Origin of the sequence: Roseibium sp. Sym1 (genome assembly GCF_027359675.1) — a bacterium.
Classification (GTDB): Bacteria; Pseudomonadota; Alphaproteobacteria; order Rhizobiales; family Stappiaceae; genus Roseibium.
On the sequence record NZ_CP114786.1, the window covers coordinates 5,035,311 to 5,058,907 of the forward strand.

The following is a 23,597-nucleotide window of genomic DNA, read 5'->3' on the forward strand; positions in this document are numbered from 1 at the left end:
GCCGGGCACCTGCCCAAGACGATATGTGAGGCCGCCATACCATGGAATGGCCTTTGCCTGAAACAACGACCTTTTGATCAGGCGGCGCGGAGTGCGAAAAAGAAGTCCAGAACCACCTGTTTGCGGTCAAGATTGAGCGCATCGGCGTCGCGTATGGCCTGGTTGGTGCTTTCCCAGAGCCCGATCAGGCCATGGGCCTTTTGCAGGCTGGAACCGAGATCGCGGCGCATGCGTTCATGCAACAGGATCTGCACGATATGCTGGAAGTTTTCCCAATTGTCGGTCTGTCCGCGCGCGGCGATCAGGTCGGCAATGGCGTGGACCGCTGCAAGGTCGAGCTGTGCCGGGTTGTCCGTGAGCCGTTTCATGCCCTTGGCGATTGCCAGTCCATCCCCGGACAGAAGCGTGATCGCGGACCGCAGGCTGCCGTCGGCGGCCAACGCTATTTCATGCAGGTCTTCCGGCCCCGGCACCGCGTCCGGCGCCAGGTCGCGCAGACCCTCGGCAATTTCCGCTTCACTCAGTGGCGTCAGATCGATGCGGCGGCAGCGAGAGCGAATGGTCGGCAGCAATCTGCCGGGTGCGTGGCTCAACACAAGGAAAAGGCAGCGTTTCGGCGGTTCCTCGAGGATTTTCAGAAGCGCGTTGGCCGAGCTGGTGTTCATGTCGTCGGCCGCGTCGACGATACACAGCCTCCAGGCCCTTGCCGAGGCGGTTGTGCCGAAGAAGGAAACGGTCCTGCGCACTTCGTCGACCGGAAGGTCCGCCTTGAACCGTTTGGACTTCTCGTCCCATGGCCTGCGCAGATGCAGGATATTGGGATGGCCGCCAGCTGCAAGTTGCCTGGAAACGGCATGATCTGCCGAAACGGAGAGATCGGTCGCGGCGGTGACGTCCGGTCCGAAACGATCCGGATTGGCGATGACAAATCGGGCAAAGCGAAACGCCAGGGTCGCCTTGCCGATGCCTTTTGGACCGCCGAGGATCCAGGCATGATGCAACCGCTGCGACCGGTAGGCATCAAGCAGCTTCTGTTCGGTCTGGCGGTGGCCGATCAGGTGATCCCTTTCGTGGGGCAGCGGAAATCCGGGCAGGGCGTCCACTTCGGGAATGTCGATCGGGATGCTGGACCGGGCCATCAGGTTGCCGCCTCCGACACTTTTTTCGCACCGCCGGTCCCCTCGAATTCCTCGGCGAAAGCGCCGGTCACCGCCTTCTGGATGTCGGCTGCGACCTTGTCCAGATCCCGCGAGCCGTCGATTACGGCAAAACGATGAGCTTCTTCCTTGGCCAGAGCCAGAAACATCTCGCGACGGCGCTTGTGAACTTTCAGGGCCTCGCCTTCGAACCGGTCCGGACCGCCGCTGTCGTCGCTCCTGGAACGCTCGGCAACACGGCTCAGGCCGATTTCGGCGGGCACGTCGATCAGAAGCGTCAGGTCCGGGTAAATTCCGGCAACGGCTGCTGTCTCCAGCAGCTTCAGATAGGCGGCATCGACACCCGCCTCGCCCTGGTAGACACGCGTCGAATCGGCGTAGCGGTCGCACAGAACCCAGTCGCCGCGCTCAAGCGCCGGCTTGATGGTGGTGTCGACATGGTCCGCCCGGGCGGTGGCAAACAGCATGGCCTCGCCGCGCGGCCCCAGGTCCTTCGCTTCCCCGGACAGGAGCAGCTGGCGGATCTTCTCCGCACCCGGGGACCCGCCGGGTTCGCGTGTGACGACGACCGTCTTTCCATGGGATTCCAGAAAGGTCTTCAGGCGGGCTATCTGGGTCGACTTGCCCGCGCCCTCTCCGCCTTCAAAGGTGATGAAATGTCCAGCCACGCTGTCTTCGGCCCCGCCTCATAGTCTTATTGTCCGCCAGTCCTGCTTCTAGCAGCTATCCTGCCGGCAGCAAAAGACCTTATACCAACCTCAACAGACAGGAACCGATCTGACCGTGTTTTGGGACAGGTCAGCAAGGAACAGGTTGCAGAGGGATATGGTTGATCGTTCAAATCCTGCGACGCAGCTGACCTGTCCCAAAACACGACCTTTGGTGGCCTGCTCCGGCCTGCCGGACAGTGTTGCGCTGCTTGCACGGCCAACCGGGCCGTCCTGAGCAGGGCGCCTTGCCGGCCGAACCGGACCAGAGCCATCAGATGGGGGCCTGTCTGTCTGTTGAGGTTGGTATTATCCGATCCAGCCGAAAAGCAGTTCCTGGAGCCCGTCGAGGGCGCGTCCGATCAAGGTGCCCTCTCCGACCGATGCGCCCGTCACCAGCGGCGCGCGATAGACGATGCCGTCCTTGCCGATGACGCGGATTTCACCGGCCGGTAGTCCCGCCTGGAAAGGGGCGTTGATCGGTCCCGGATAGACAACGCGGATCCGGTATTCAAGGGTTGTGCCGCGCGGAAGCAGGACATTGACGTCGTGTTTGGAAATCAGCGGCACGCTGCTCCGGTCACCACCGAAGACCCGCCCGTCCGCGACCGTCTCGCCCGCGGTGAAGATGGTCTTGACGGTGAAGTATTCCCACGCGCCCTCGATCACTTCCTTCATTGTCTGCAGGCGGTGTTTGTCGGAGGTCAATCCGGCAACAGCCGCGATCACCCGCCGGTCGTTGCGGTCGACCGAACCGAGGCCGGCATAGCCGTCTTCCGTGTCCGCGCCGCCCCCGAGGCCGTCGAGATTGCGGATCTCGCCCAGCAAGGGATTCTTGTTGCGCTGAAAGATCTTGTTCCAGGTGAACTCCGGAATGGAGAACATGGGATAAAGGTCCGGATGGCTTTCCAGGATGTACTCGGCGAGCCTTGCCTGGTCGCGCACCGTCGTCCGGCTGGGCTTTTCCGCATAGCCGGTCGGGTTGGCGAACCGGCTGTTTTTCATGCCGATCTCTTGCGCGAGCGTGGTCATCCGGCCCGCGAAGGCTTCTTCCGATCCATCAAGGCATTCGGCCAGGATGATGGCGGAATCGTTGCCATTGTGGACCAGAAGGCCCTTGAGCAGATCCTCGACGGAGATCTCCGACTTGATCGCGGCAAACATGGTCGCGCCGCGGCCGGATGGCGCGCCGCCGGTGCGCCAGGCATGTTCGCTCACCTTGCAGAGCTGGTCCAATTTCAGGTCGCCGTCCTTCAACGCCTGAAACACGGTTGCCGCGGTCATGACCTTTGCGAGAGAGCCCGGCGCAAATGTCTGGTCCGGAGCCTTCGCGAACAGGATGGTCCCGGACGACGGCTCATAGAGAAACGCCATCGGCGCCTTGGTGACGATGGTTTCGGCTGCGTGTGCCTCGGAAACAGCGGCGTCAAGCGCGGCAAGCGAGAGCAGCGCCAGCAGGCATGATTTCAGTTGAAACCGGAATCTGGCAGCAAATCGTACCGGACGCATCAAAGGGTCTGCCTTGCAAGAACACTGTCAGAGCCGGCAGCGTGCCGATTCCGGGTGCCCGGCACCGGGAATCGCCTAGCTGCCGCTTTCCAGTTTGGCTGCAAGCTGACGCATCGACAAGCCGGATCCGCCAAGGTCGGCCAGTGCGGAATGGGCGTCGGATACACGGCGGTTCGCAGCGAAGGAGGAAACCGCGCTGCCTTCGCTCAAGGTTCCGGCGGCCGGTACGCGAAGCACGCCCAGCGTCTGGTTTGCCGGGTCGGAACCAACCGGCTGGAACCGGTTGTTCGAGGCAACCTTGATGGCGGGCTGGTCGGCTTCGAAAGCAATCGCAGGGTCGAAGGCGACTGTCAGGGATTGCTGACGTGCCGGGGCAGCGGACGCCACGGTCAGGTAAGGACGCGTGGCCGGAGCCGGTACACGGCCGAAAGTGACTTGCGGTGTGGCAATCGGTGCTTGCGGTTCGGCCTGCGCCAACAGGGTGCCCGGCCGGCTCGCGCCCGGCTGGACGGCACCCGGACCGCTGTAGGACGCCAGGAGATACTGTTCGTCCTGCCCGTGGAGAGGTGCACGGCCTACATATTCCACCTTCACCTTGCCGACACCTGCCGACTTGGTATCGAGCATGGTGGCAACCCGCTCGGAGAGATCGATGACTCGGTTGCCGTGGAAAGGTCCACGGTCATTGACACGCACGATCATGGAGCGGCCGTTGGCAACGTTCGTGACCTTGGCGTAAGACGGCAGCGGCATCGTGGTGTGCGCGGCCGTCAGCGCGTTGCGGTCAAAGATCTCGCCGTTCGCGGTCTTGCGGCCATGGAATGTCGGGCCGTACCAGGAGGCCAGACCGACCTTCCTGTAGTTTGGATCTTCTTTCGGGTAGTACCACTTGCCGGCAATCTTGTATTTCTTGCCGACGATATAACGTCCACCGCCCTTCGGCACAGGCTTGCCGTCGGCAACCATGCGCGGGCTGCCCTTGACGCCGTATTTTTTCGGGCTGAACTTGGCTTTTTCCTGGGGAGCGGAGCTGCAGGCGGCGACCGCGGATACAGCGGCAATCGTGATCAGGCCTGTCCGGACCTGTGCCCAGACGGAGCGCGCAGGACGCGATTCCCTCTCGGCTGTTACCCCATGAGACCTATCCGCCTTCCGGCTAGACTGCCCGCCTGTCCCTTGCATACTGCCGTCCTACTCACTTACGCGCTGGCGGCCCCGCAGCTCACGCGATCTTCCCGGCGCGTGATTTTGCCCGCACCGGTTCTCAAAAGGCATTGTTCCGATCGTTTGATCAGTCCCCGCAAGACGCACTGCCCCCGCTGTTCATCCTGCCTATGCCCTTGTTAAAGCGCAACTTTGTTACTTCAAAGTAAACCGGGCGTCGAGGCCTGAATGGGGTCTGATTTGCGCTCTCCACCGGTTTTGCCCGGACCAAGCCCGGCATGCCGTTGCGGCGCTTTTGTAACACTCTGAAATATATGTCGAAAATCCGGTGCAATCGTCCGGGCCGGCACTGTTGCGCGAAGGACACGGTTGCGAGGAAATCGACATTCGAGCCAGTTGTGACGTAGGTCACATCTGGCCCTGTCAAATCCGCCTAGGGTGACCTCATTGCTCGTGACCGCCCTGTCACGGCAATGCTGGACCCCACCTCCAGCTTCGGCCGCCGGTTCAAAACCCTGCCCACGACACCGGACCGGCGGCCCCTACCCTTTGGTGATGTTCCGGTGCCCGTCGTGCACATCCTGCCCCACCCCTGTCCGCAGACGGCGCCGGAACATCCCAGAGGATCTTTTTAAGCCCCATGCCAACACCCTCTTGACTTTCCGCTTCCGACAGACGAAACGGTTCGGGCAGCCGCGCCGCCCAGGCGCTTTTCGGCTGTTCAGGTGAGGTGGCCGAGTGGTTTAAGGCAGCGGTCTTGAAAACCGCCGTGCGTGAGAGCGTACCGTGGGTTCGAATCCCACCCTCACCGCCATTTCCCGTCTTTTTATTTGCTGTGAAAAGTCGCGGTGACTTTCCAAAACCCGAAGCGCCTGGACGTCTTGGGCTCGGACATGTGCGGTTGACGTTGACCGTCGAATTGGAACAACGGCAGATAACGAATGCCGACCGTGCCTGAAAACGCTGGCTTGTTCAATTTACCGCCAAATCCATCGAGATCGTCGCTTATGCGGTTGTTATTTCGAGCGAGGGTGTGATTTAATTTGCCGATACATTTTCGCCCGAAGTGTTTTTTCTTCGGACCTTTAAGGTTGGGCTCTCGACCCGATGTTCAGATTGTCGGTTTTTCGAAACAGACTTGTGCCTTTGCTGGCCACAATTGTCTTAGTCTTTTTGGGAACGAATGCCATGGCACTGTTTGGAACAAATGTTCTCTTTTCGGAAGTAACGGGAACAGTTGTTTTGGACGGAAAACCGGTTGAAGGCGCCAAGGTGGTGCAGATCACCCTTTGGTCGAAGCCCGGGGAAGTTCCCGAAAACTTCGTTACAACCGACAAGAACGGCCAGTTTTCGTTTCCCGAGATCAGTCGCTCCGCTGGGTTTTCCAACCTGCTCCCGGGGGAAATCACCATTGTCCAGAAGATCAATATCGAGTTTGAGGGCAAGGAATATCGCGGCTGGCTCAACACCAAGACGAATTACGAACGAGAAGGCGAACGCAATCGCCCGCTTCGATTCATTTGCGATTTGAACCACACGCCCAGCAATTCCGGCGATGATTTTGGAGTTTGCCGGCTCGCCTAGCGTCGACACGCGGAGAAAGCCATTGTCCCTCGCCCTGTCCCCCGCTCAGACGGTCCAGCTGGCACAAAGTGCCTATGCAATTCGGCTCGATACGGATCTGCTGACGGCGGTCCAGGCCGCAGGTACGGGCGGAGACCAGTTTGATATTGCATCCGGTTCACGCTTCACTGGCGTCTCCGGCATCAGCGTTCCGGGCGGTTCGAGCCGGACGGGGTTCGGCTACGTTGCGCACGGTAAGGCAGGAACACCCAGGCATGGTGAAACACTCATTTGCGTCCGGGGGACGGAACCGACCTCCGTTCATGATCTCATAACGGATGCGCATATGAGCGCCGCGCGCAGTCCGCTCGGTTTGCCCGTTCACGAAGGCTTCCGAAATGTCGCAGCAAGCATTCTCGAGCAGGTACAAACCGCCCTGCGCGGCAGAAATCCGGGCACGCTCCATATTGTCGGTCACAGCCTGGGGGGCGCGGCTGCCACCATTCTGGCGGAAGCGCTGATCGGCACCGCCAGCATCAAGCTTTACACCTATGGCGCGCCAAGAGCAGGCTTGGACAGCCACGCACAGGTGGTCACCGCCGCACTTGGCGCGCGCAATGTTTATCGCGTCTATCACGATACCGACCCTGTGCCGATGGTGCCGATTTTTCCCTTCTGTCACATACCCGTTGGAGAGGTGGCCTATTTGCTGCGCGGGCCCGGCGCCCTGGTCAGCGTCAGTGCACATTTCCTGCAGTCGTATGGCAAATCCGTCGGCCTCACGGGTTGGTCGGGCATGCCGGTGATCATCCATCGGCGTTTTTCACTGGACACGGTCGACGATTTGCTCGCCCAGGCTCAATCATCGGCGATCGGGCCCGCCATGCATTCGGTCGTTGTCTTGCGGCTCATCGAAAAGATCCTCGGATTGTTGCTTGAGGCCGCAGGAGCCGTCATTGGTCTCACCTTGTTCGGAGGGGCGACGGTGCTCGACAAGATGGCCGCTGCACTGGCCAGCATGGCAGCATCGTCGCTTGCCGCGGCAGAGCGGGTCGTGGAATTCGTGAATGTCGTCATGCGGTTCCTCGGCAAGAGACTGGTCGAAACAGGCGCAAAACTCACCACGGCCTTCTTGCGCTGGCTGTTGTCGATGCTTGTCGCAGTCATCGGCGGCATGGCACTGCAAGCGATAAGAAGCTTTCGCTAAGGCAAAGGGAGCGCACCAGGTTTTTTGGGGCGCGCCGCTTTCGCTCAAATGCCAAACCTTGCTCACGGAGGACCAACCCGGCGGCAACAGGTTGGGTCCAACGGACACAAACGCGGCGAGAGCCAGGACCCATTCATTTGAATGAAATGTTTGGGATGGACATTTTCCCTGTTCGTGTCTGCGCGCTGCGAAGACGAAGTCCGCCGCTTGAGTGTTTTGTGTTCCTGTCAGAACGACAGGTTGAAACCGCCACCCGCGATGGTTTTGGAGGCCCCCTGCCCGACGTTCAGGTTCAGTCTCAGGTTATCGGTTGCGTTGAGGCCGAAGCTGAAGGCGCCCGCGAAGGTATCGCCGTCTCCGGCGAAGTTGAACCTGACGGCGAACTGGTCGCCCGGGTTCGGGATGGCGTCTCCCATCGCCGCGGCGATGATGGCCGATTCCAGTGCCTCCTCGTCGAAGCGGGTCCGGGTGTTTTCGGCAATGGAGGACGGCGCGTAACCGTGGCTCGGGCTGACGCACATGGTGCGTCCGTCGGCGCCGGTTCCGCAAATGCCGCCAACGCCCGGCGCCTGTTCCAGAACGACGGCGATGTCGCCCGGGCGCGAGGCTCTTACTTCCTGCGCGGATGCGCTCGAAACCGCAGCCAGTGAGATTGCTATGCCTGCCAGGTAGTTCGTCATGCCCTGCTCCTCCGGTTGTCGTAAGGGAAACCTCCGGCATCCTTGCAGCGCGGTCATGGGGCGTCCAGTGTTTCCGGCGGGACCCTGCGGGAAGATCCGAGCGTCCCTGTCCGGTTGCGGATTTCGTATAAGGGCGGGTTTTCCGGATCGCTGGAGACGAGGCGACGGCGCTGCGGCGTGAGAACCAAACCGGCGCGCATGGGGCGGAAAGCCCCAACGGGAATCGACGCCTGTCGGTGTCAGTCGTTCAGGGGCGGCTTGCGTCCCCTCCCAAAGCCCATTTGCCGGTCTCCTGCCTTTCCCCTATCATCTGACTCGGAGGAACCTGCCGCGTGAGGCGGCGGAGCAATTTGGGAGGTGAGGCATGCCGGTGACACACGAGCCGTGGCTCGTGGCGCTGTCCCTCGTGATGGCCTTTCAGGGCAGTTTTGTCGGATTGAATCTGGCCGTTCAGGTTGGCGACGCCGATGCCGCGCGCCGGCGCCAACTGCTTGCGGGCGCCGCTCTGACGCTTGCGCTGGCCATCTGGTCGATGCATTTCGTCGGCATGATGGCGGCGCGCCTGCCGGTAACCGCCAGTTTTCTGGTGTTGCCGACCGTCCTGTCCTTCCTGGTCTGCGTGCTCGTGGTCGGCATCGCCGTTTTTGCCGCCAGCAACGGCCGGTTGACGCCCGTTCGCCTTGGGCTTGCAGCCTTCGTCATGGGAAGCGGCATTTGCACCATGCATTACCTTGGCATGTATGCGCTGCATGACTCCCTCGCCATGCAGCATGATCCTTCCTATGTGTTCGGCAGTTTCCTGATCGCCTTCAATGCCGCCGGGTTCGCCATCTGGCTTCTGTTCGGCCCCGGCCGCCGGCCGCATTTCGTCGTTTCGGCCGCGGTATTGGCGCTTGCAATCGCTGCCATGCATTACACCGCCATGACCGGACTGAGCTACGAGCTGATCCAGCCGGTTTCCGAGATCCGGGCGCCGATGTTCAGTCCGGGCGTGCTTGCGATCGTGGTGTCCTGTGTCGCTTTTCTGGTTTCCGGCCTGTTCCTGCTCACCCTGGTCCCGTCGCAGGAGGAAACGGACAACGCGCCGACGGATCAACGTCAATCCGCAACGCAGTCGGATGAAACGAAGCAAAAGAGACAGATGGCCTCTGGCCGCAAGTCCGCTGCCGGATTGCAGGCCGCGGCCAGTTCGCTGCGCTCCGCATCCGTTCCTGCGAAACGGTATTTGCCAATCGAGCGGGATGGCCGGAAGGGCCAGATCGGTGTTCAGGACATCGTCGCCATTCATGCCGATGCCCACTACACCCGTCTCTATGACGGAAGCCGGGAATATTTCTGTCCCCTGTCGATCAGTGAAGCCGAGCAACAGCTTGACCCCAAGACCTTCAACCGTGTTCACCGCAGCCACATCGTCAATCTGACCCGTGTGGTCAGTTTTCGGCGCTCCGGTGACGGCGGATTGCTCGTGCTGGCCGGCACGGACGGACCGAGCGTGCCTGTCAGCCGCTCCAGATGGGGGCGCGTCAAGAAGCGCCTGATAGCGACTGCGGAGGATGGACTGCCGTCTCTGGGACAGTCCGTGGCCGCGCAATAAACGTTGCTGCCTACACGTTTGCCTTCATTGTGCGGCGCGGCATCCGCGGCGATGCCCGCTATTCATGCGGACCCGCATGAACAGCGACCCGTTCAGGTTGCATAACTCAGATTGCCCAGGGAATCTGCATCTCATTGATTTTATGAGTAAATAAACTGGTTTCGTCAGTGATGCCCGACAGGCAAGGTCAGTAAGGCTGTCGCAGTTCGTGCAATTCGACCCGTCATCCGTGCAATTCGGCACCTGTTTGTGCATGGCATCTTGAGCGTGCGGTGCACTCCTTCGCAGGCTTGGGGCATGCGACAACCTGTCCTCTCGGGCAGGGCGTATCCGGCTGGAAGGCGGGCACCTGATTTTGAGTTGCCTCCTTTTCGGCTGCTGGTCCCGGCGCGGACCGAATGAGGGAGGAGAAACCATTGATCCCTGGTGAGTTCACCTATCACCGGCCATCATCCGTGGCCGAAGCCATCGCCATCCTGGTCAGTCATGGCGACGAGGCACGTCCGCTTTCCGGCGGACACAGCCTGATCCCGATGATGAAGCTGCGCATGGCGGCACCCGAGCATCTCGTCGATCTGGGCGGCATTGCCGATCTCAAGGGCATTTCCGAGGATGGCGGCACCGTCACCATCGGCGCCATGACCACCCAGCATGAATTGATCGCATCGGACGTGCTGGCCGCGAAACTGCCCATTATCCGCGAAACCTCGTTGCTGATTGCCGATCCTCAAATTCGTTACGTCGGCACCCTTGGCGGAAATGTCGCCAACGGCGATCCGGGCAACGACATGCCCGCGCTGATGCAGTGCCTGAATGCGCGCTATGTCCTGAGCGGACCGGATGGTGCACGGGAGGTCGCGGCGCGCGACTTTTACGAGGCGGCCTATTTCACCGCCCTCGCCCCGGAAGAAATCCTGACGGCCGTAAAGATCCCTGTCCCGCCTGAGGGCCACGGCTACGCCTATGAGAAACTGAAACGCAAGGTCGGAGACTATGCCACAGCGGCTGCGGCGGTCGTGCTGACGATGTCCGCAGGCACGGTCGGCAGCTGCTCCGTTGCGCTTACAAACGTGGCCGACACACCGCTCCATGCGGAAGAGGCAGGCGCCATCCTGACCGGATCGGCCCTTGATCCCGACACCGTCAAACGCGCGGTTGCGGCCGCCGAGGCAATCACGGAACCGGCCTCCGACGGCCGCGGACCGGCAGAATACCGCACGAAGATGGCCGGCATCATGCTGGAACGCGCGCTGGTGCGGGCCGCCGAACGGGCACAGGGCTGAGGGAGATAAAAATGAGCGACATTGAACAGATCCCGGTCAGCCTGACCGTCAATGGCAAGAAGGTGCAGCGCTTTGTCGAACCGCGCACGCTTCTCATCCATTTCCTGCGCGAGGAACTGGACCTGACCGGCCCGCATATCGGCTGCGAAACCTCCCATTGCGGTGCCTGCACGGTCGACATGAACGGCATGTCGGTGAAATCCTGCACGCTGTTCGCCGTCCAGGCCAACGGCGCTGAACTCACCACCATCGAGGGCATGGCCAATCCGGACGGCACCCTGTCGGCGCTTCAGGAAGGCTTCCGGCAGATGCACGGTCTTCAGTGCGGTTTCTGCACGCCGGGCATGATCACAAGGGCGCATACGTTGTTGAATGAGAACCCGAACCCGACGGAAGAGGAAATCCGCATGGGCATCTCGGGCAATCTGTGCCGTTGCACCGGCTACCAGAACATCGTCAAGGCCATCCAGTATGCCGCAGCCAAGCTGAACGGCACGGATTTCCAGGAGGCTGCGGAATGAACGACATGACCCCGACACGGGAACAGCGCGAGGCTGCCCTTGAAGGCATGGGCTGCAAGCGCAAGCGCGTGGAAGACGTCCGTTTCACGCAGGGCAAGGGCCAGTATGTCGACGACCTGAAACTGCCGGGCATGGTGTTCGGCGACTTCGTTCGCTCGCCTTATGCCCACGCCAAGGTCACCAAGATCGACGCAACCGAGGCCCTGAAACTGCCCGGCGTCATCGCCGTCCTGACGGCGGAAGACCTGAAGGGCGTCAATCTCGCCTGGATGCCGACGCTCGCCGGCGACGTGCAGATGGTTCTCGCCGACGGCAAGGTGCTTTACCAGAACCAGGAAGTGGCCTTCGTGGTCGCGGAAAACCGCTACATCGCCGACGATGCCATCCAACTGGTCGAGGTAGAATATGAGGAACTGCCCGTTCTGATCGACCCGTTCCAGTCGATGGTGCCGGATGCACCGGTGCTGCGGCCGGATCTGGACGGCAAGACCGAAGGCGCGCATGGACCGCGCAAACACCACAACCACATCTTCACCTGGGAAGTCGGCGACAAGGACGAGACCTCGAAGGCTTTCGCGGAAGCCGATGTCACGGTCAAGGAACTGATCTCCTATCACCGCACCCATCCCTCGCCGCTGGAAACCTGCCAGTGCGTGGCGTCCATGGACAAGGTCAAGGGCGAGCTCACGGTCTGGGGCACGTTCCAGGCGCCGCATGTCATCCGTACGGTGGCCTCGCTGCTGTCGACCATCCCGGAACACAAGATCCACGTGATCGCGCCGGATATCGGCGGCGGCTTCGGCAACAAGGTCGGCGCCTATCCGGGCTATATCTGCTCGATCGTCGCCTCCATCGTGACCGGTGTTCCGGTGAAATGGGTCGAGGACAGGATGGAGAATCTGTCCACCACGTCCTTCGCCCGCGACTATCACATGACGACGGAAATCGCCGCCAAGAGTGACGGCACCGTGACCGGGCTGAAAGTACACGTGCTGGCCGACCATGGCGGGTTCGACGCCTGCGCCGATCCATCGAAATGGCCGGCCGGTTTCTTCAACATCGTCACCGGGTCCTACGACTTCCCGGCGGCGCATCTGGAGGTCGACGGCGTCTACACCAACAAGGCTCCCGGCGGCGTTGCCTATCGCTGTTCCTTCCGGGTGACGGAAGCCGCCTATTGCATCGAGCGCGGCATGGACATCCTGGCGCAGAAGCTCGGCATGGACCCGGCGGATCTCCGGATGAAGAACTTCGTCAAGCCGGAGCAGTTCCCCTACCAGTCCGCGCTCGGCTGGGAGTATGACAGCGGCGACTATCACACCGCCATGCAGAAGGCGATGGACACGATCGGCTACCGCGAGTTGCGCGCCGAGCAGAAGGCCAAGCAGGAGGCGTTCAAGCGCGGCGAAACCCGTGAGATCATGGGCATCGGCGTGTCCTTCTTCACCGAGATCGTCGGTGCCGGGCCGTCCAAGAACTGCGATATCCTCGGTGTTGCCATGTTCGACAGCGCCGAGATCCGTGTGCATCCGACTGGTTCGGTGATCTCGCGCATGGGAACCAAATCCCAGGGGCAGGGTCACGAGACCACCTGGGCGCAGATCATTGCGACGGAGATCGGCATTCCGGCCGCAGACATCATGGTCGAGGAAGGCAATACCGATACGGCGCCCTACGGCCTTGGAACCTACGGCTCGCGGTCCACACCTGTGGCCGGGGCAGCGATCGCGCTGGCCGCCCGCAAGATCCGCAACAAGGCCCAGATGATCGCCGCGCACATGCTGGAAGTCTCCGAATACGACCTGGAATGGGACGTCGACGGTTTCCAGGTGAAGGGCAATCCGCAGGCGCGCAAATCCATGAAGGAGATCGCCTGGGCGGCCTATCATGCTCCGCCGCCCAACATGGAACCGGGCCTGGAGGCGGTCAGCTACTATGATCCGCCCAACATGACCTATCCCTTCGGCGCCTATTTCTGCGTGATGGACATCGATGTCGATACAGGTGTTGCCAAGACACGGCGTTTCTATGCGCTCGACGATTGCGGCACGCGGATCAACCCGATGATCATCGAGGGCCAGGTGCATGGCGGGCTGACGGAGGCGTTCGCCATCGCGATGGGCCAGGAGATCCGTTACGACGAGACCGGCAACGTCATGGGGGCGTCCTTCATGGACTTCTTCATTCCGACGGCGGTCGAGACCCCGCATTGGGAAACCGACTACACGGTGACGCCCAGCCCGCACCATCCGATCGGTGCCAAGGGCGTCGGCGAAAGTCCCAATGTCGGCGGCGTTCCGGCCTTCTCCAATGCCGTCAACGACGCGTTCCAGTTCCTCGGGAACACCCATATCCAGATGCCGCACGATGCCTGGCGGATCTGGCAGGCGGCCCGGGACCTGGGGGCGCATGGGTAAGACATGACAGGGCGGCGCCGTGGTATTGTCCCGCGGTGCCGCCCTTCACCTTTGTCATCCCATGGCTCGACCATGGGCCAGCCCTCGACGGGATCGGGGGATCCATGCCGTTGCCCCGGTTCCACCACAGACGCTGATCGGAACGGGAGGATACGGCATGGATTGCCGGGTCAAGCCCGGCAATGACGAAGTTTGTGTTCCAAGAAATAACGGACCAGCATGACCCAGACCAAGGACCAGATTGCGCTTCAGCTTGCCGAGGCCGGTTATATCGCAGATGAAGGGCTGGCGACCGCCCTCCTGCTGACCGGGATGCTTGGCCGGCCGCTGCTGCTGGAAGGCGAAGCCGGTGTCGGCAAGACGGAAGTCGCCAAGGCGCTGGCGCGCCTGGAAGACACCGAATTGATCCGCCTTCAGTGCTACGAGGGGCTCGACCGTTCCGACGCGATCTACGAGTGGAACTACCAGCGCCAGCTGCTGGCCATCAAGGCGCGGGAGGGATCCGGCGCGGATGCGGAAAGCGTCGAAGAGGCGGTCTTTTCGGAAAAATACCTTCTGGAACGGCCGCTTCTGGCGGCCATCCGGAAGGAAACACCACCCGTGCTGCTGATCGATGAAATCGACCGCGCGGATGAGGAATTCGAGGCGTTTCTGCTGGAGATCCTGTCCGACTACCAGGTGTCCATCCCGGAGCTCGGAACGGTTGCTGCTGTCTCTGTCCCGCGTGTGGTGCTGACATCCAACGGTACGCGGGAGCTGTCCGATGCGCTGCGCCGCCGCTGTCTTTATCATTATGTGGACTACCCGACACCGGACCGGGAGGCACGGATCCTGCTCAACCGTGTAGACGGCCTCGACGCGAAGCTGGCGCTGCAGATTGCAGAGTTGATGGGCAAGCTGCGCAAGGAAGATCTGGTCAAGGTGCCGGGCGTTGCCGAGACCATCGACTGGGCCGCCGCCCTTCTTGGCCTGGGTGTGAAAAACCTGGCTGAGGGCCGGGAACTCGTTTTCGACACGCTGTCCTGTGTCCTGAAAACCCGCGAAGACAGTGCGCGCGTTACCCGGGACGTGACCGACCGGCTTCTGGGCAAGGTGGCCTGACACCATGACCGCCCTTCCCCTCGAGACCCGCGAAGACATCGGTGCCGTGCTGCGCCTGCGTCTGGCCGGTTTTGTCCGCTCCCTGCGCGACAGCGGTTTCAAGGTGGGCCTGGCGGAAACACAGGATGCGCTTGTCCTTCTGCGCTCTCGCCTTTCCGGGCGGCCGGCATCTCTCAGGACGGCGTATCGCTCGCTTTTTTGCGGTCGCCTGTCCGACTGGCAGCGGTTTGACGAGGTGTTCGACGCCTATTGGCTCGGACGGGGCGTCAAGTCCGGCGTGAAGGTGTCCGGCTCCAGCCGTGCCAAGGGCATGAAGACACTGCGCGAACTGGTGGATGCGCGAGGGCAGCGCCAGGAAACGATCGCCGGAGACGTCGAACGTCAGCCGGGCGAGGAGGATGAGGACACCGGCGAGACCCCTTCCGGTCGCCGCGAAGGCGCCAGCATCGCTGAAAATCTAGGCCAGGTCGATTTTCGACACATTCAGGATCCAGACGCTCTCAAGAAGGCGCATGAGCTCGCAGAACGTCTTGCACGGTCAATGCGCGTTCGATTGACACGCAGGGACCGTCAGAAAAGAAAAGGCCCAAGGCTGGATCTCCGTCGAACGATCCGCCACTCCATCGCCCATGGCGGCATGCCGCTCGAGCTGATCCACAAGGGACCGCGTGAGCGTCAGCTCCGGTTGGTCGTGCTGCTGGATGCTTCCGGCTCGATGAACAACTACACCGGCGTTTTCACGCGTTTCGTACACGGGATCCTGGACAATTTCAGGGAGGCGGAAGCCTTTCTCTTCCATACCCGTCTTGTGCATGTCTCGTCGGCCTTGTCCGAACGGGACGCGGGCCGCGCTCTCGACCGTATGGGCCTGATGGCGCAAGGGGTCGGTGGCGGAACAAAAATCGGTGAGGCGCTGGCGGATTTCAACCGTTGGCATGCCGCGCGGGTTCTCCATTCGCGCACCTGCGTGATGATCCTTTCGGACGGCTATGACACTTGCCCCCCGGACATTCTCGGAGCCGAGATGGCACGCCTCAGGCGGCGCTGCCGCCGCATTGTCTGGCTCAATCCGATGCTGGGCTGGGAAGGCTATGAACCGGCCACTGCCGGCATGCAGGCAGCCCTGCCACATGTCGATCTGTTCGCTCCGGCGCACAATCTGGACAGTCTCGCAGCTCTCGAACCGTATCTGGCAAGGCTCTGAATCCATGGGAGACGCACCAATGAAACATGACCTTCCCGGGCTTCGGCCTGACGCAACCGTCGGCCTTTCCGGTGACTTGTCGACGTTGATGAACGAGTTGAGAAAAGAGTCGCAACCTTTTGTTTTAGCAACAGTCGTACGTACAATTGCGGTAACGGCCGCCAAGGCTGGCGCCAAGGCTGTGATCGCACAGGACGGCACGGTTGCCGCTGGCTGGATCGGTGGTGGCTGTGCCCGGGCTGCTGTCATCAAGGCCGCGATGGCAGCCTTCGAGGATGGCGAGACAAGACTGATATCCATTCAGCCGGAAGATCTCCTGTCCGAACGCGGCGTTGCGCCCGGAGAGGAACGCGAAGGGGTTCAGTTCGCAAAGAACATGTGTCCGAGCCAGGGTACGATGGACATATTCATCGAACCGGTGCTGCCACGCCCTGCCCTCGTCATCTACGGCGCGAGCCCTGTTGCCCAGGCCCTGGCCGCGCAGGCGCCGACCATCGGGTTCGACATCACGGTCTGCGCGTCTTGCGAGGAACTGGAAACCATCCGGACACCCGCGGCGCTGGTCGAAGGGTTTTCGTACACCCCCGGACGGACAGGCGAAACGTTCATCATCGTATCGACACAGGGGCGCGGCGACCTGGCGGCGCTTGAAGCTGCCCTGAATGTCCCCGCGCGACACATCGGTTTTGTCGGCAGCCGCAGGAAACTGGCTGCGCTGAAGGAAAAACTGGCGGAAAAGGGACTTTCCAGGGAAGACCTGGAACCGGTCAAGGGCCCCGCAGGCCTGGACCTTGGAGCCATCACTCCGGAGGAAATCGCACTGTCCATACTGGCGGAGCTGCTGCTGCTTCGCAGGACCAACCAGCGCCGGACGAACGTTCACCACATTTGAAAATCTTGACGGAGACTTGCCCATGCAGATGACCGACAGCCAGCGTATCGAAGCCCCCAGGGAAAAGGTCTGGGAGGCCCTCAACGATCCGGAGATCCTCAAATCCGCCATTCCGGGGTGCGAGGAGTTGGTCAAGCATTGCGACACGGAACTCGAGGCCAAGGTCAAACTGAAGGTCGGTCCGGTCAAGGCGACGTTTGGCGGCAAGGTCACGCTGAACGATCTGGATCCGCCCAATGGCTACACCATCGAGGGTGAAGGGGCTGGCGGCGTTGCCGGGTTTGCGCGTGGCGGTGCCAGGGTCCGTCTTGAGGAAGACGGCCCGGATGCAACCATCCTGCATTACGATGTTGACGCCAAGGTCGGCGGCAAACTTGCCCAATTGGGATCCCGGCTGATCGATTCCACCGCGAAGCGTCTGGCGGGGGAGTTCTTTGCCGCATTCGGGGAACAGGTTGCACCCAAGGCTGACGCCGAACTGGACGATCAACAGGAGACCGCGGCAGACGCCAACGGGGAAATCACCCGGAAAAAAGGCTGGCTGGGCGGTCTGTTCGGCGGCGGCAAGAAACAGGACGAAGCCGTCGGGGGCACTTCGGAACCTGCGGAATAGAAGAGCCGCATGCCGGCGCCGCATGGCGCCGGTCTCATGACACGTGATAGGATAAAACATGGTTCAGACAGACATGCGCCGAGACACCGGCTTGACAGAAATCGTGCGAGACCCGTCGCTCCTGCTGGCTCTCGCCACAGGCTCCGCGTTGACTGCTTTTCTGCTGGTGGCGCATTCCTGCTGCTTCGGCCTGACGGACCGGCACCTGGCTCCGCTGCTGCAGATCTGTTCATTCGGCGGGTGAAGCGGGATCAATCCCGTCAGTTTCTCGCACTGTCTGGCCGGCGCAAGGCGAGTGATGCGGCGCCGGTCCCGGGTGAAGATCACCCGAGGTTGGAGACAAGTTGCATTGAGGCGGCATCTCTTTGATAGTGGTCCGGATATTCGCATTTAAGGACCTGAAAGATACTTTGTCGCCCCGTTCCCGGCACCGGTTGGCCGAGCCATCTCAATAAGCGTCACCTGGCATCATGACATCGGTGCTGTTTGTAACGGATGCCTGGTATCCGCAGATCAACGGCGTCGTCCGCACGCTTGAATACACGGCCCGCGAGCTTGAGCAGCGCAATATCCGCGTGGAATTCGTCACGCCCCGGGATTTCAGAACGGTCCCCTGTCCGACCTATCCCGATATCCGGCTTTCGCTCACGACGCGACGCAGGCTTCGCAGGCTCATCGAACAATTCGACTGCGAACATCTTCACATCGCGACCGAGGGCCCTTTGGGCCTTCTGGCCGGTGCGGCCGCACGGAAAATGGGCCGGTGCTTCACGACCAGCTACCACACCCGGTTCCCCGAATATGTCGCGGCCAGATTTCCCGTGCCGCTGGGACCGCTTTATGCCTGGCTGCGGCGGTTTCACAATTTCGGCTCCGGCTGCATGGTTGCGACCTCGATGCTGGAAAACGACCTGAGATCCCGGGGCTTCCGGAACCTGATGCCCTGGACGCGTGGCGTGGATGTCGACCAGTTTCACCCGTTTGAGACATCGGTTTTTCCCGAGACGCTGCCGCGGCCGGTTTTCCTTTATGTCGGACGGGTGGCCGTCGAAAAGAACATAGAAGCGTTTCTGGCTCTGGATCTTCCCGGATCCAAGGTTGTTGTCGGTGACGGCCCACAGCTGGAAAGTCTCAGAGGAACCTATCCGGGTGTCCACTTCACCGGAGCAAAGTCGGGCGAGGACCTGGCCCGCCATTTCGCCGGTGCGGATGTGTTTGTATTTCCATCCAGGACGGACACGTTCGGCATGGTGCTGCTCGAAGCGCTGGCTTGCGGAACTCCCGTCGCGGCCTTTCCCGTGATGGGGCCCGTTGACGTGATCGGGAACGGCAATGTCGGCGTTTTGTCCGAGGACCTGCGTTCGGCCTGCCTCAAGGCCCTTGAACTTCCGCGCGATGCCTGCAGGAAAGCTGCCCTGAAACAGAGCTGGGCCGCGTGCTCCGACCAGTTCCTCGCAAATATCGAACGGGCAAAAAAGGCCTTCGAGGCTACCCGACCAGGACGTCTGCAGAGTGTGTCCGGTCCGCCTCTTTGACCGGAAGCCGGATTGAGTGGACCGCTGATCGATATCTGTCCAGAACTGCCTTAAATTTGATCACTCCACTCCGAGCGATTTTCCAGGCGATGCGCAACCTTGCACTAGCGGCGATCTAACTGGCTGTAATTATGGGGTAAATACACTTCTGGACAATTCTGGCATCCCCCTTGCTTTGCTGATGGTGTGCAGCGCGCCTAGGGATCCGGTCGGCAACGACGCAGGACCGAGAGGCGCAAGCCGGTCAAAAAGGGCTCTGACCCACATAGGCTGGTGACACGGCGGGACAAAAACCCGGGAGACAACTGCACGAGGTTTCGCGCGCGCGAACCTGGCTCCCGGACGTGCGCAGAAATCTCATGACGGACGTCGGACCGATCCAGGGTTCGGCCCAAGACAGGAGACGCGCACAGATGCTGAAATCGATTGCCAAAGCCACCCTCCTCGCCGCAGCGCTCACCATGCCGCTGTCGCTTGCCCCCGCGAAAGCCGAAGTGAAAACCGACTTCAAGGTATGCTGGTCGATCTATGTCGGCTGGATGCCCTGGGGTTATCTGCAAGACAGCGGCATCATGAAGAAATGGGCCGACAAATACGGCATCAGCGTCGAGATCGTTCAGATCAACGACTATGTCGAATCCATCAACCAGTACACGGCCGGCGAATATGACGGCTGTTCCATGACCAACATGGACGCCCTGTCCATTCCGGCCGGCGGTGGTGTCGACACGACCGCCCTGATCGTCGGCGACTATTCCAACGGCAATGACGGCATCATCCTGAAGGACAAGACGGAACTTGCCGACATCAAGGGGCAAACCGTCAATCTCGTTGAACTGTCGGTCTCCCATTATCTGCTCGCCCGCGCGCTCGACACGGTCGGCCTGAGCGAACAGGACCTCACCGTGGTCAATACCTCGGATGCCGACATGATCGCTGCCTATGCGACCGATGATGTCACCGCTGTGGTCACCTGGAACCCGCTCCTGTCGGAAATCGAGGCCCAGTCCAACGCCACCAAGGTGTTCGACAGCGCCGGCATTCCCGGAGAGATCATCGACATCATGATGGTGAACACCGAAACGCTTGCCGACAACCCGGATTTCGGCAAGGCGCTGACCGGTGCCTGGTATGAACTGATGGGCATCATGTCCTCCGACAGCGACGAAGGTATCGCGGCGCGCACCGCCATGGCGGAGGCTTCCGGAACGGATCTGGCCGGTTATGACGCCCAGCTTGCCACCACCAAGATGTTCTTCACGCCCGAGGAGGCCGTGGCCTTCACAAAGTCCGCGGAACTTCCCGAGACCATGAAGTTCGTTGCCGAGTTCCTGTTCGACAAGGGAATTCTCGGTGAAGGCGCGCCGAGCCCGGAATTTGTCGGGGTCTCCTTTCCGGACGGGTCCGTCTATGGCGACAAGGCGAATGTGAAGCTGAAATTCGATCCGAGCTTCATGGTCATGGCGGCCGACGGCACGCTCTGAATTTCCGTTTTCGACACCGAGGGTCCGGCGCATGACGTGCCGGGCCAACAGCCAGAGACGGAAGAGCCTTCATGCGCATCATCAACCGGAAACCTTCCAGGCTAACGACCCTGGTGCTGGGGTTGCTGCCCTTCGCTGCGACCGTGATCGGCTATGCCATTGCCAGCCACTACAGGCGGCTGGACAATCCGGCGGACAAGCTGCTGCCGTCGCTGGACAGCATGGCGGCCGCTTTCTGGCGCATGGCCACGGTTCCGGACCGGCGCTCCGGAGACCTGCTGCTCTGGCTCGATACCTATGACAGCCTCTGGCGTCTCGGAACGGGCATGGCCGTCTCGACCGCCCTTGCGCTTTCATTCGGCATTGCCATCGGCTTCATTCCACATGTGCGTGCCGCACTTGCACCCTATCTCGCCACGTTTTCCCTGATCCCGCCGATCACCATCCTGCCGATCCTGTTCATCACCTTCGGCCTCGGTGAACTCGCCAAGATCGCGCTGATCGTCATCGGCACCGCCCCGGTGATGATCCGTTCCATGGCGCAGGCCGTGCTCGACATTCCGCGTGAAATGGTCATCAAGGCCGAAACGCTGGGAGCTTCCGTCTGGCAGATGATCACCCGGCTGGTCCTGCCCCAACTGCTGCCCAGGCTGATCACGGCGTTGCGGCTGGGGCTGGTGCCGGCCTGGATCTTCCTGATTTCCGCCGAGGCCATCGCCTCCACGTCCGGCCTCGGTTACCGGATCTTCCTGGTGCGCCGCTATCTCGCGATGGATGTCATCCTGCCATATGTCGTCTGGATCACCCTGCTCGCCTTCCTGCTGGACCTTTTGCTGTTGCAACTGTCGCGCCGGGCCTTTCGCTGGGCACATCTCGGAGGAGATGCGCTATGACCGCCTCACCGAAACTCTCCGTCCAGGGGCTGGCCAAGTTCTATGACGGCATGCCGGTTCTGGAGCGGGTCGACCTGGATGTCGAAACCGGGTCCTTCTGCACCATTGTCGGTGCATCGGGCTGCGGCAAGTCCACCTTCCTGCGCATGCTGCTTTCCCAGGAGCTGCCGAGCCGGGGCCGGATCCTGCTGGACGGAACGCCCCTGCCCGACGAGCCGACGCCGGATCGCGGTATTGTCTTTCAGAAATACTCGGTGTTCTCGCATCTGACGGTCGCCCAGAACCTGATCCTTGCGAAGGAATTCGAGGCAGCACCCTGGTCAGGGCGACTGTTCGGGGCGCCCCGCAAGGCCGCGTTCGACGAGATCGCCGACCTCCTGGAGCGTATCGGGCTGAGCGCGGCGGCTGACAAGTACCCGGCTCAACTGTCCGGCGGCATGCAGCAGCGGCTGGCCATTGCCCAGGCGCTCATCAAGAAACCCGGCATACTTTTGCTGGACGAACCCTTCGGTGCGCTCGATCCGGGCATCCGGGTCGACATGCACGACCTGCTGCTCGGGCTCTGGCGGGATTTCGGCATGACCATCTTCATGGTCACGCATGACATCCACGAGGCCTTCAAGCTCGGCACGCGGCTGCTGGTGTTCGACAAGATCCGCCACGACCCGCAGGCCCCCCAGGCCTACGGTGCGACGATCACCTACGACCTTCCCCTCGATGAGCCAGGCCGGCGCAGCGGCGATGGACCGGAAGACATTGCCGGTGTGATCGGCGCAGCGGTCGAAGCGCCGCTTTCTCCCTTTTCAAACAGCAACCCCACATGAGGTTTCCCATGTTCGATCCATCTTCTAGCGGTCCCTCGACCCGGCACAGGGCGGCCGGAGCCGTTTCACGCGATCCGGCGCGCCGGTGCCATCACCCGGATTTCGACAAGCTTCAGCTCAGGGGCTGGAAGGCGGCGGAAAAGGAAGGCACCCTTCCCTCGGCCGCCTGGGAGAAGGAAAAGGCCTGGGCGTTGCGCATGGGGCTCACCGGATCCGACAGCCTGACCGACAAGTCCATCCCCACATTTGCCCGCGGCGAGCTGCCCCATTACGCGGGCATCAACACCTTCCTCAAGGCGCCCTATGTCGAGGACGTCACCAAGGTCGGCGCCTATGACGCGGCGGTGATCGGCATTCCCTTCGACGGCGGCACCACCTATCGGCCGGGTACTCGGTTCGGCCCCCAGGGGGTCCGCAAGATCTCCGCGCTCTATACGCCCTACAACTACGAAATGGGCGTCGATCTGCGCGAACAGATGACCCTGTGCGATGTCGGCGACATCTTCACAATCCCGGCCAATATCGAGAAGACCTTCGACCAGATCACGCGCGCGGTCTCGCACGTAGCGTCGTCGGGCGCCCTGCCGATCATGATCGGCGGCGACCATTCCATCGGCTTTCCCTGTGTGCGCGGCATTGCCCAGTGCACGTCGAAACGCATCGGCATCGTTCATTTCGACCGGCATATCGACATCCAGGAAAAGGATCTCGACGAACGCATGCACACGACACCGTGGTTCCACGCCACGGACCTGGTCAATGTGCCGGCGGTGAACCTCGTGCAGATCGGCATCGGCGGCTGGCAGGTTCCGCGTGAAGGCGTCGAGGTGGCGCGGGAGCGCAACACCAACATCTTCACCATGCGCGATGTCGAGGAACTGGGCCTTGCCGAAACGGCCGCAAGGGCCCTGGAGCTTGCCTGGAAGGATGCCGACGCGGTCTATATCTCCTTCGATATCGACAGTGTCGATTGCGGGTTCGTGCCGGGCACCGGCTGGCCGGAACCGGGTGGCTTCCTGCCCCGCGAAGCGCTGGAACTGGTCTCGCTGGTGGCCAAGGAAGGGATTTGCGGTCTCGAGGTGGTGGAGGTCTCACCACCCTACGACTGCTCCGACATAACCGCGCTGCTGGCGACGCGTGTCATCGTCGACGTGCTCGGCACGCTTGTGTCACACGGCAAGATGGGCGCGCACAAGGGGATCATCGACAAGCCGGTCAGCATTCCGGCCGGTCCGGAGGTGGCGTGACC

21 protein-coding genes, 1 tRNA gene and 1 riboswitch are annotated in these 23,597 nt (G+C 61.7%); of the genes, 17 read left to right on the top strand and 5 right to left on the bottom strand.

Going from position 1 to position 23,597, the window contains the following annotated elements; translation table 11 throughout:
* Positions 1–77: 77 nt before the first annotated feature.
* From O6760_RS23475 to O6760_RS23490, 4 genes are all read right to left on the bottom strand, one after another.
* Positions 78–1,139, bottom strand: coding sequence for a DNA polymerase III subunit delta' (locus tag O6760_RS23475; RefSeq protein WP_269582083.1), 1,062 nt, complete (start codon positions 1,137–1,139; stop codon positions 78–80).
* A complete protein-coding gene (gene tmk / locus O6760_RS23480; protein ID WP_269582084.1) occupies positions 1,139–1,825 on the bottom strand; it encodes a dTMP kinase in 687 nt (228 codons plus the stop codon). Before tmk ends, O6760_RS23475 begins: the two co-directional genes overlap by 1 nt.
* Before the next feature lie 348 nt (positions 1,826–2,173).
* On the bottom strand, positions 2,174–3,373 hold the full coding sequence (locus O6760_RS23485; protein WP_269582085.1) for a D-alanyl-D-alanine carboxypeptidase family protein: 1,200 nt from the start codon (positions 3,371–3,373) through the stop codon (positions 2,174–2,176).
* Positions 3,374–3,448: 75 nt separating this feature from the next.
* Positions 3,449–4,555 carry a septal ring lytic transglycosylase RlpA family protein gene (locus tag O6760_RS23490; protein ID WP_269582086.1) on the bottom strand — a complete coding sequence of 369 codons (1,107 nt, stop codon included), beginning with the start codon at positions 4,553–4,555 and terminating at the stop codon, positions 3,449–3,451.
* Between the two features lie 706 nt (positions 4,556–5,261).
* On the opposite strand from O6760_RS23490, the gene O6760_RS23495 reads away from it, so the two are divergent.
* From O6760_RS23495 to O6760_RS23505, 3 genes are all read left to right on the top strand, one after another.
* Positions 5,262–5,351: transfer RNA gene (locus O6760_RS23495), tRNA-Ser, on the top strand.
* Between the two features lie 374 nt (positions 5,352–5,725).
* On the top strand, positions 5,726–6,121 hold the full coding sequence (locus O6760_RS23500; protein ID WP_269582087.1) for a DUF6795 domain-containing protein: 396 nt from the start codon (positions 5,726–5,728) through the stop codon (positions 6,119–6,121).
* A gap of 22 nt (positions 6,122–6,143) precedes the next feature.
* Entirely contained in the window at positions 6,144–7,307 is a 1,164-nt protein-coding gene (locus O6760_RS23505; protein WP_269582088.1) for a lipase family protein, read from the top strand.
* Positions 7,308–7,534: 227 nt separating this feature from the next.
* Here O6760_RS23505 and O6760_RS23510 read toward each other — a convergent pair whose 3' ends face one another.
* Positions 7,535–7,987: a hypothetical protein gene (locus tag O6760_RS23510; protein ID WP_269582089.1), complete on the bottom strand. Its 453-nt coding sequence runs from the start codon at positions 7,985–7,987 to the stop codon at positions 7,535–7,537.
* A 364-nt stretch (positions 7,988–8,351) separates the two neighbouring features.
* On the opposite strand from O6760_RS23510, the gene O6760_RS23515 reads away from it, so the two are divergent.
* The 14 genes from O6760_RS23515 to O6760_RS23580 all read left to right on the top strand — a co-directional run bounded on the left by O6760_RS23515 (position 8,352) and on the right by O6760_RS23580 (position 23,595).
* Positions 8,352–9,581, top strand: coding sequence for an MHYT domain-containing protein (locus tag O6760_RS23515; protein WP_269582090.1), 1,230 nt, complete (start codon positions 8,352–8,354; stop codon positions 9,579–9,581).
* 416 nt (positions 9,582–9,997) lie between these two features.
* On the top strand, positions 9,998–10,864 hold the full coding sequence (locus O6760_RS23520) for an FAD binding domain-containing protein (protein ID WP_269582091.1): 867 nt from the start codon (positions 9,998–10,000) through the stop codon (positions 10,862–10,864).
* A gap of 11 nt (positions 10,865–10,875) precedes the next feature.
* Entirely contained in the window at positions 10,876–11,385 is a 510-nt protein-coding gene (locus tag O6760_RS23525; RefSeq protein WP_442969822.1) for a (2Fe-2S)-binding protein, read from the top strand.
* Positions 11,382–13,802, top strand: a complete 2,421-nt coding sequence (locus O6760_RS23530; protein ID WP_269582092.1) for an aerobic carbon-monoxide dehydrogenase large subunit — start codon at positions 11,382–11,384, stop codon at positions 13,800–13,802. The genes O6760_RS23525 and O6760_RS23530 overlap by 4 nt, the downstream gene beginning before the upstream one ends.
* 219 nt (positions 13,803–14,021) lie before the next feature.
* Complete coding sequence (locus tag O6760_RS23535) at positions 14,022–14,903, top strand: AAA family ATPase (protein WP_269582093.1); 882 nt, start codon at positions 14,022–14,024, stop codon at positions 14,901–14,903.
* Between the two features lie 4 nt (positions 14,904–14,907).
* Positions 14,908–16,107, top strand: coding sequence for a vWA domain-containing protein (locus O6760_RS23540; RefSeq protein WP_269582094.1), 1,200 nt, complete (start codon positions 14,908–14,910; stop codon positions 16,105–16,107).
* A 19-nt stretch (positions 16,108–16,126) separates the two neighbouring features.
* A complete protein-coding gene (locus tag O6760_RS23545; protein WP_442969823.1) occupies positions 16,127–16,999 on the top strand; it encodes an XdhC family protein in 873 nt (290 codons plus the stop codon).
* 22 nt (positions 17,000–17,021) lie between these two features.
* Complete coding sequence (locus O6760_RS23550; RefSeq protein ID WP_269582095.1) at positions 17,022–17,612, top strand: SRPBCC family protein; 591 nt, start codon at positions 17,022–17,024, stop codon at positions 17,610–17,612.
* Between the two features lie 58 nt (positions 17,613–17,670).
* Positions 17,671–17,856, top strand: a complete 186-nt coding sequence (locus O6760_RS23555) for a hypothetical protein (protein ID WP_269582096.1) — start codon at positions 17,671–17,673, stop codon at positions 17,854–17,856.
* Between the two features lie 226 nt (positions 17,857–18,082).
* A complete protein-coding gene (locus O6760_RS23560) occupies positions 18,083–19,147 on the top strand; it encodes a glycosyltransferase family 4 protein (protein WP_269582097.1) in 1,065 nt (354 codons plus the stop codon).
* Between the two features lie 186 nt (positions 19,148–19,333).
* Positions 19,334–19,450: riboswitch (guanidine-I (ykkC/yxkD leader) on the top strand.
* A 110-nt stretch (positions 19,451–19,560) separates the two neighbouring features.
* Positions 19,561–20,631: a putative urea ABC transporter substrate-binding protein gene (locus tag O6760_RS23565; RefSeq protein ID WP_269582098.1), complete on the top strand. Its 1,071-nt coding sequence runs from the start codon at positions 19,561–19,563 to the stop codon at positions 20,629–20,631.
* A 71-nt stretch (positions 20,632–20,702) separates the two neighbouring features.
* Positions 20,703–21,524, top strand: a complete 822-nt coding sequence (locus O6760_RS23570) for an ABC transporter permease (RefSeq protein ID WP_269582099.1) — start codon at positions 20,703–20,705, stop codon at positions 21,522–21,524.
* On the top strand, positions 21,521–22,348 hold the full coding sequence (locus O6760_RS23575; RefSeq protein ID WP_269582100.1) for an ABC transporter ATP-binding protein: 828 nt from the start codon (positions 21,521–21,523) through the stop codon (positions 22,346–22,348). The genes O6760_RS23570 and O6760_RS23575 overlap by 4 nt, the downstream gene beginning before the upstream one ends.
* An 8-nt stretch (positions 22,349–22,356) precedes the next feature.
* Positions 22,357–23,595, top strand: coding sequence for an agmatinase family protein (locus O6760_RS23580; RefSeq protein ID WP_269582101.1), 1,239 nt, complete (start codon positions 22,357–22,359; stop codon positions 23,593–23,595).
* The last annotated feature ends 2 nt before the right edge of the window (positions 23,596–23,597 follow it).

Excerpts from the sequence above, each read along its gene's own strand:
- O6760_RS23475 (WP_269582083.1), bottom strand. The coding sequence starts at position 1,139 with ATGGCCCGGTCCAGCATCCCGATCGACATTCCCGAAGTGGACGCCCTG.
- O6760_RS23485 (WP_269582085.1), bottom strand. The coding sequence starts at position 3,373 with ATGCGTCCGGTACGATTTGCTGCCAGATTCCGGTTTCAACTGAAATCA.
- O6760_RS23490 (WP_269582086.1), bottom strand. The coding sequence starts at position 4,555 with ATGCAAGGGACAGGCGGGCAGTCTAGCCGGAAGGCGGATAGGTCTCAT.
- O6760_RS23500 (WP_269582087.1), top strand. The coding sequence starts at position 5,726 with ATGGCACTGTTTGGAACAAATGTTCTCTTTTCGGAAGTAACGGGAACA.
- O6760_RS23510 (WP_269582089.1), bottom strand. The coding sequence starts at position 7,987 with ATGACGAACTACCTGGCAGGCATAGCAATCTCACTGGCTGCGGTTTCG.
- O6760_RS23515 (WP_269582090.1), top strand. The coding sequence starts at position 8,352 with ATGCCGGTGACACACGAGCCGTGGCTCGTGGCGCTGTCCCTCGTGATG.
- O6760_RS23525 (WP_442969822.1), top strand. The coding sequence starts at position 10,876 with ATGAGCGACATTGAACAGATCCCGGTCAGCCTGACCGTCAATGGCAAG.
- O6760_RS23530 (WP_269582092.1), top strand. The coding sequence starts at position 11,382 with ATGAACGACATGACCCCGACACGGGAACAGCGCGAGGCTGCCCTTGAA.
- O6760_RS23535 (WP_269582093.1), top strand. The coding sequence starts at position 14,022 with ATGACCCAGACCAAGGACCAGATTGCGCTTCAGCTTGCCGAGGCCGGT.
- O6760_RS23540 (WP_269582094.1), top strand. The coding sequence starts at position 14,908 with ATGACCGCCCTTCCCCTCGAGACCCGCGAAGACATCGGTGCCGTGCTG.
- O6760_RS23545 (WP_442969823.1), top strand. The coding sequence starts at position 16,127 with ATGAAACATGACCTTCCCGGGCTTCGGCCTGACGCAACCGTCGGCCTT.
- O6760_RS23550 (WP_269582095.1), top strand. The coding sequence starts at position 17,022 with ATGCAGATGACCGACAGCCAGCGTATCGAAGCCCCCAGGGAAAAGGTC.
- O6760_RS23555 (WP_269582096.1), top strand. The coding sequence starts at position 17,671 with ATGGTTCAGACAGACATGCGCCGAGACACCGGCTTGACAGAAATCGTG.
- O6760_RS23560 (WP_269582097.1), top strand. The coding sequence starts at position 18,083 with ATGACATCGGTGCTGTTTGTAACGGATGCCTGGTATCCGCAGATCAAC.
- O6760_RS23565 (WP_269582098.1), top strand. The coding sequence starts at position 19,561 with ATGCTGAAATCGATTGCCAAAGCCACCCTCCTCGCCGCAGCGCTCACC.
- O6760_RS23570 (WP_269582099.1), top strand. The coding sequence starts at position 20,703 with ATGCGCATCATCAACCGGAAACCTTCCAGGCTAACGACCCTGGTGCTG.
- O6760_RS23575 (WP_269582100.1), top strand. The coding sequence starts at position 21,521 with ATGACCGCCTCACCGAAACTCTCCGTCCAGGGGCTGGCCAAGTTCTAT.
- O6760_RS23580 (WP_269582101.1), top strand. The coding sequence starts at position 22,357 with ATGTTCGATCCATCTTCTAGCGGTCCCTCGACCCGGCACAGGGCGGCC.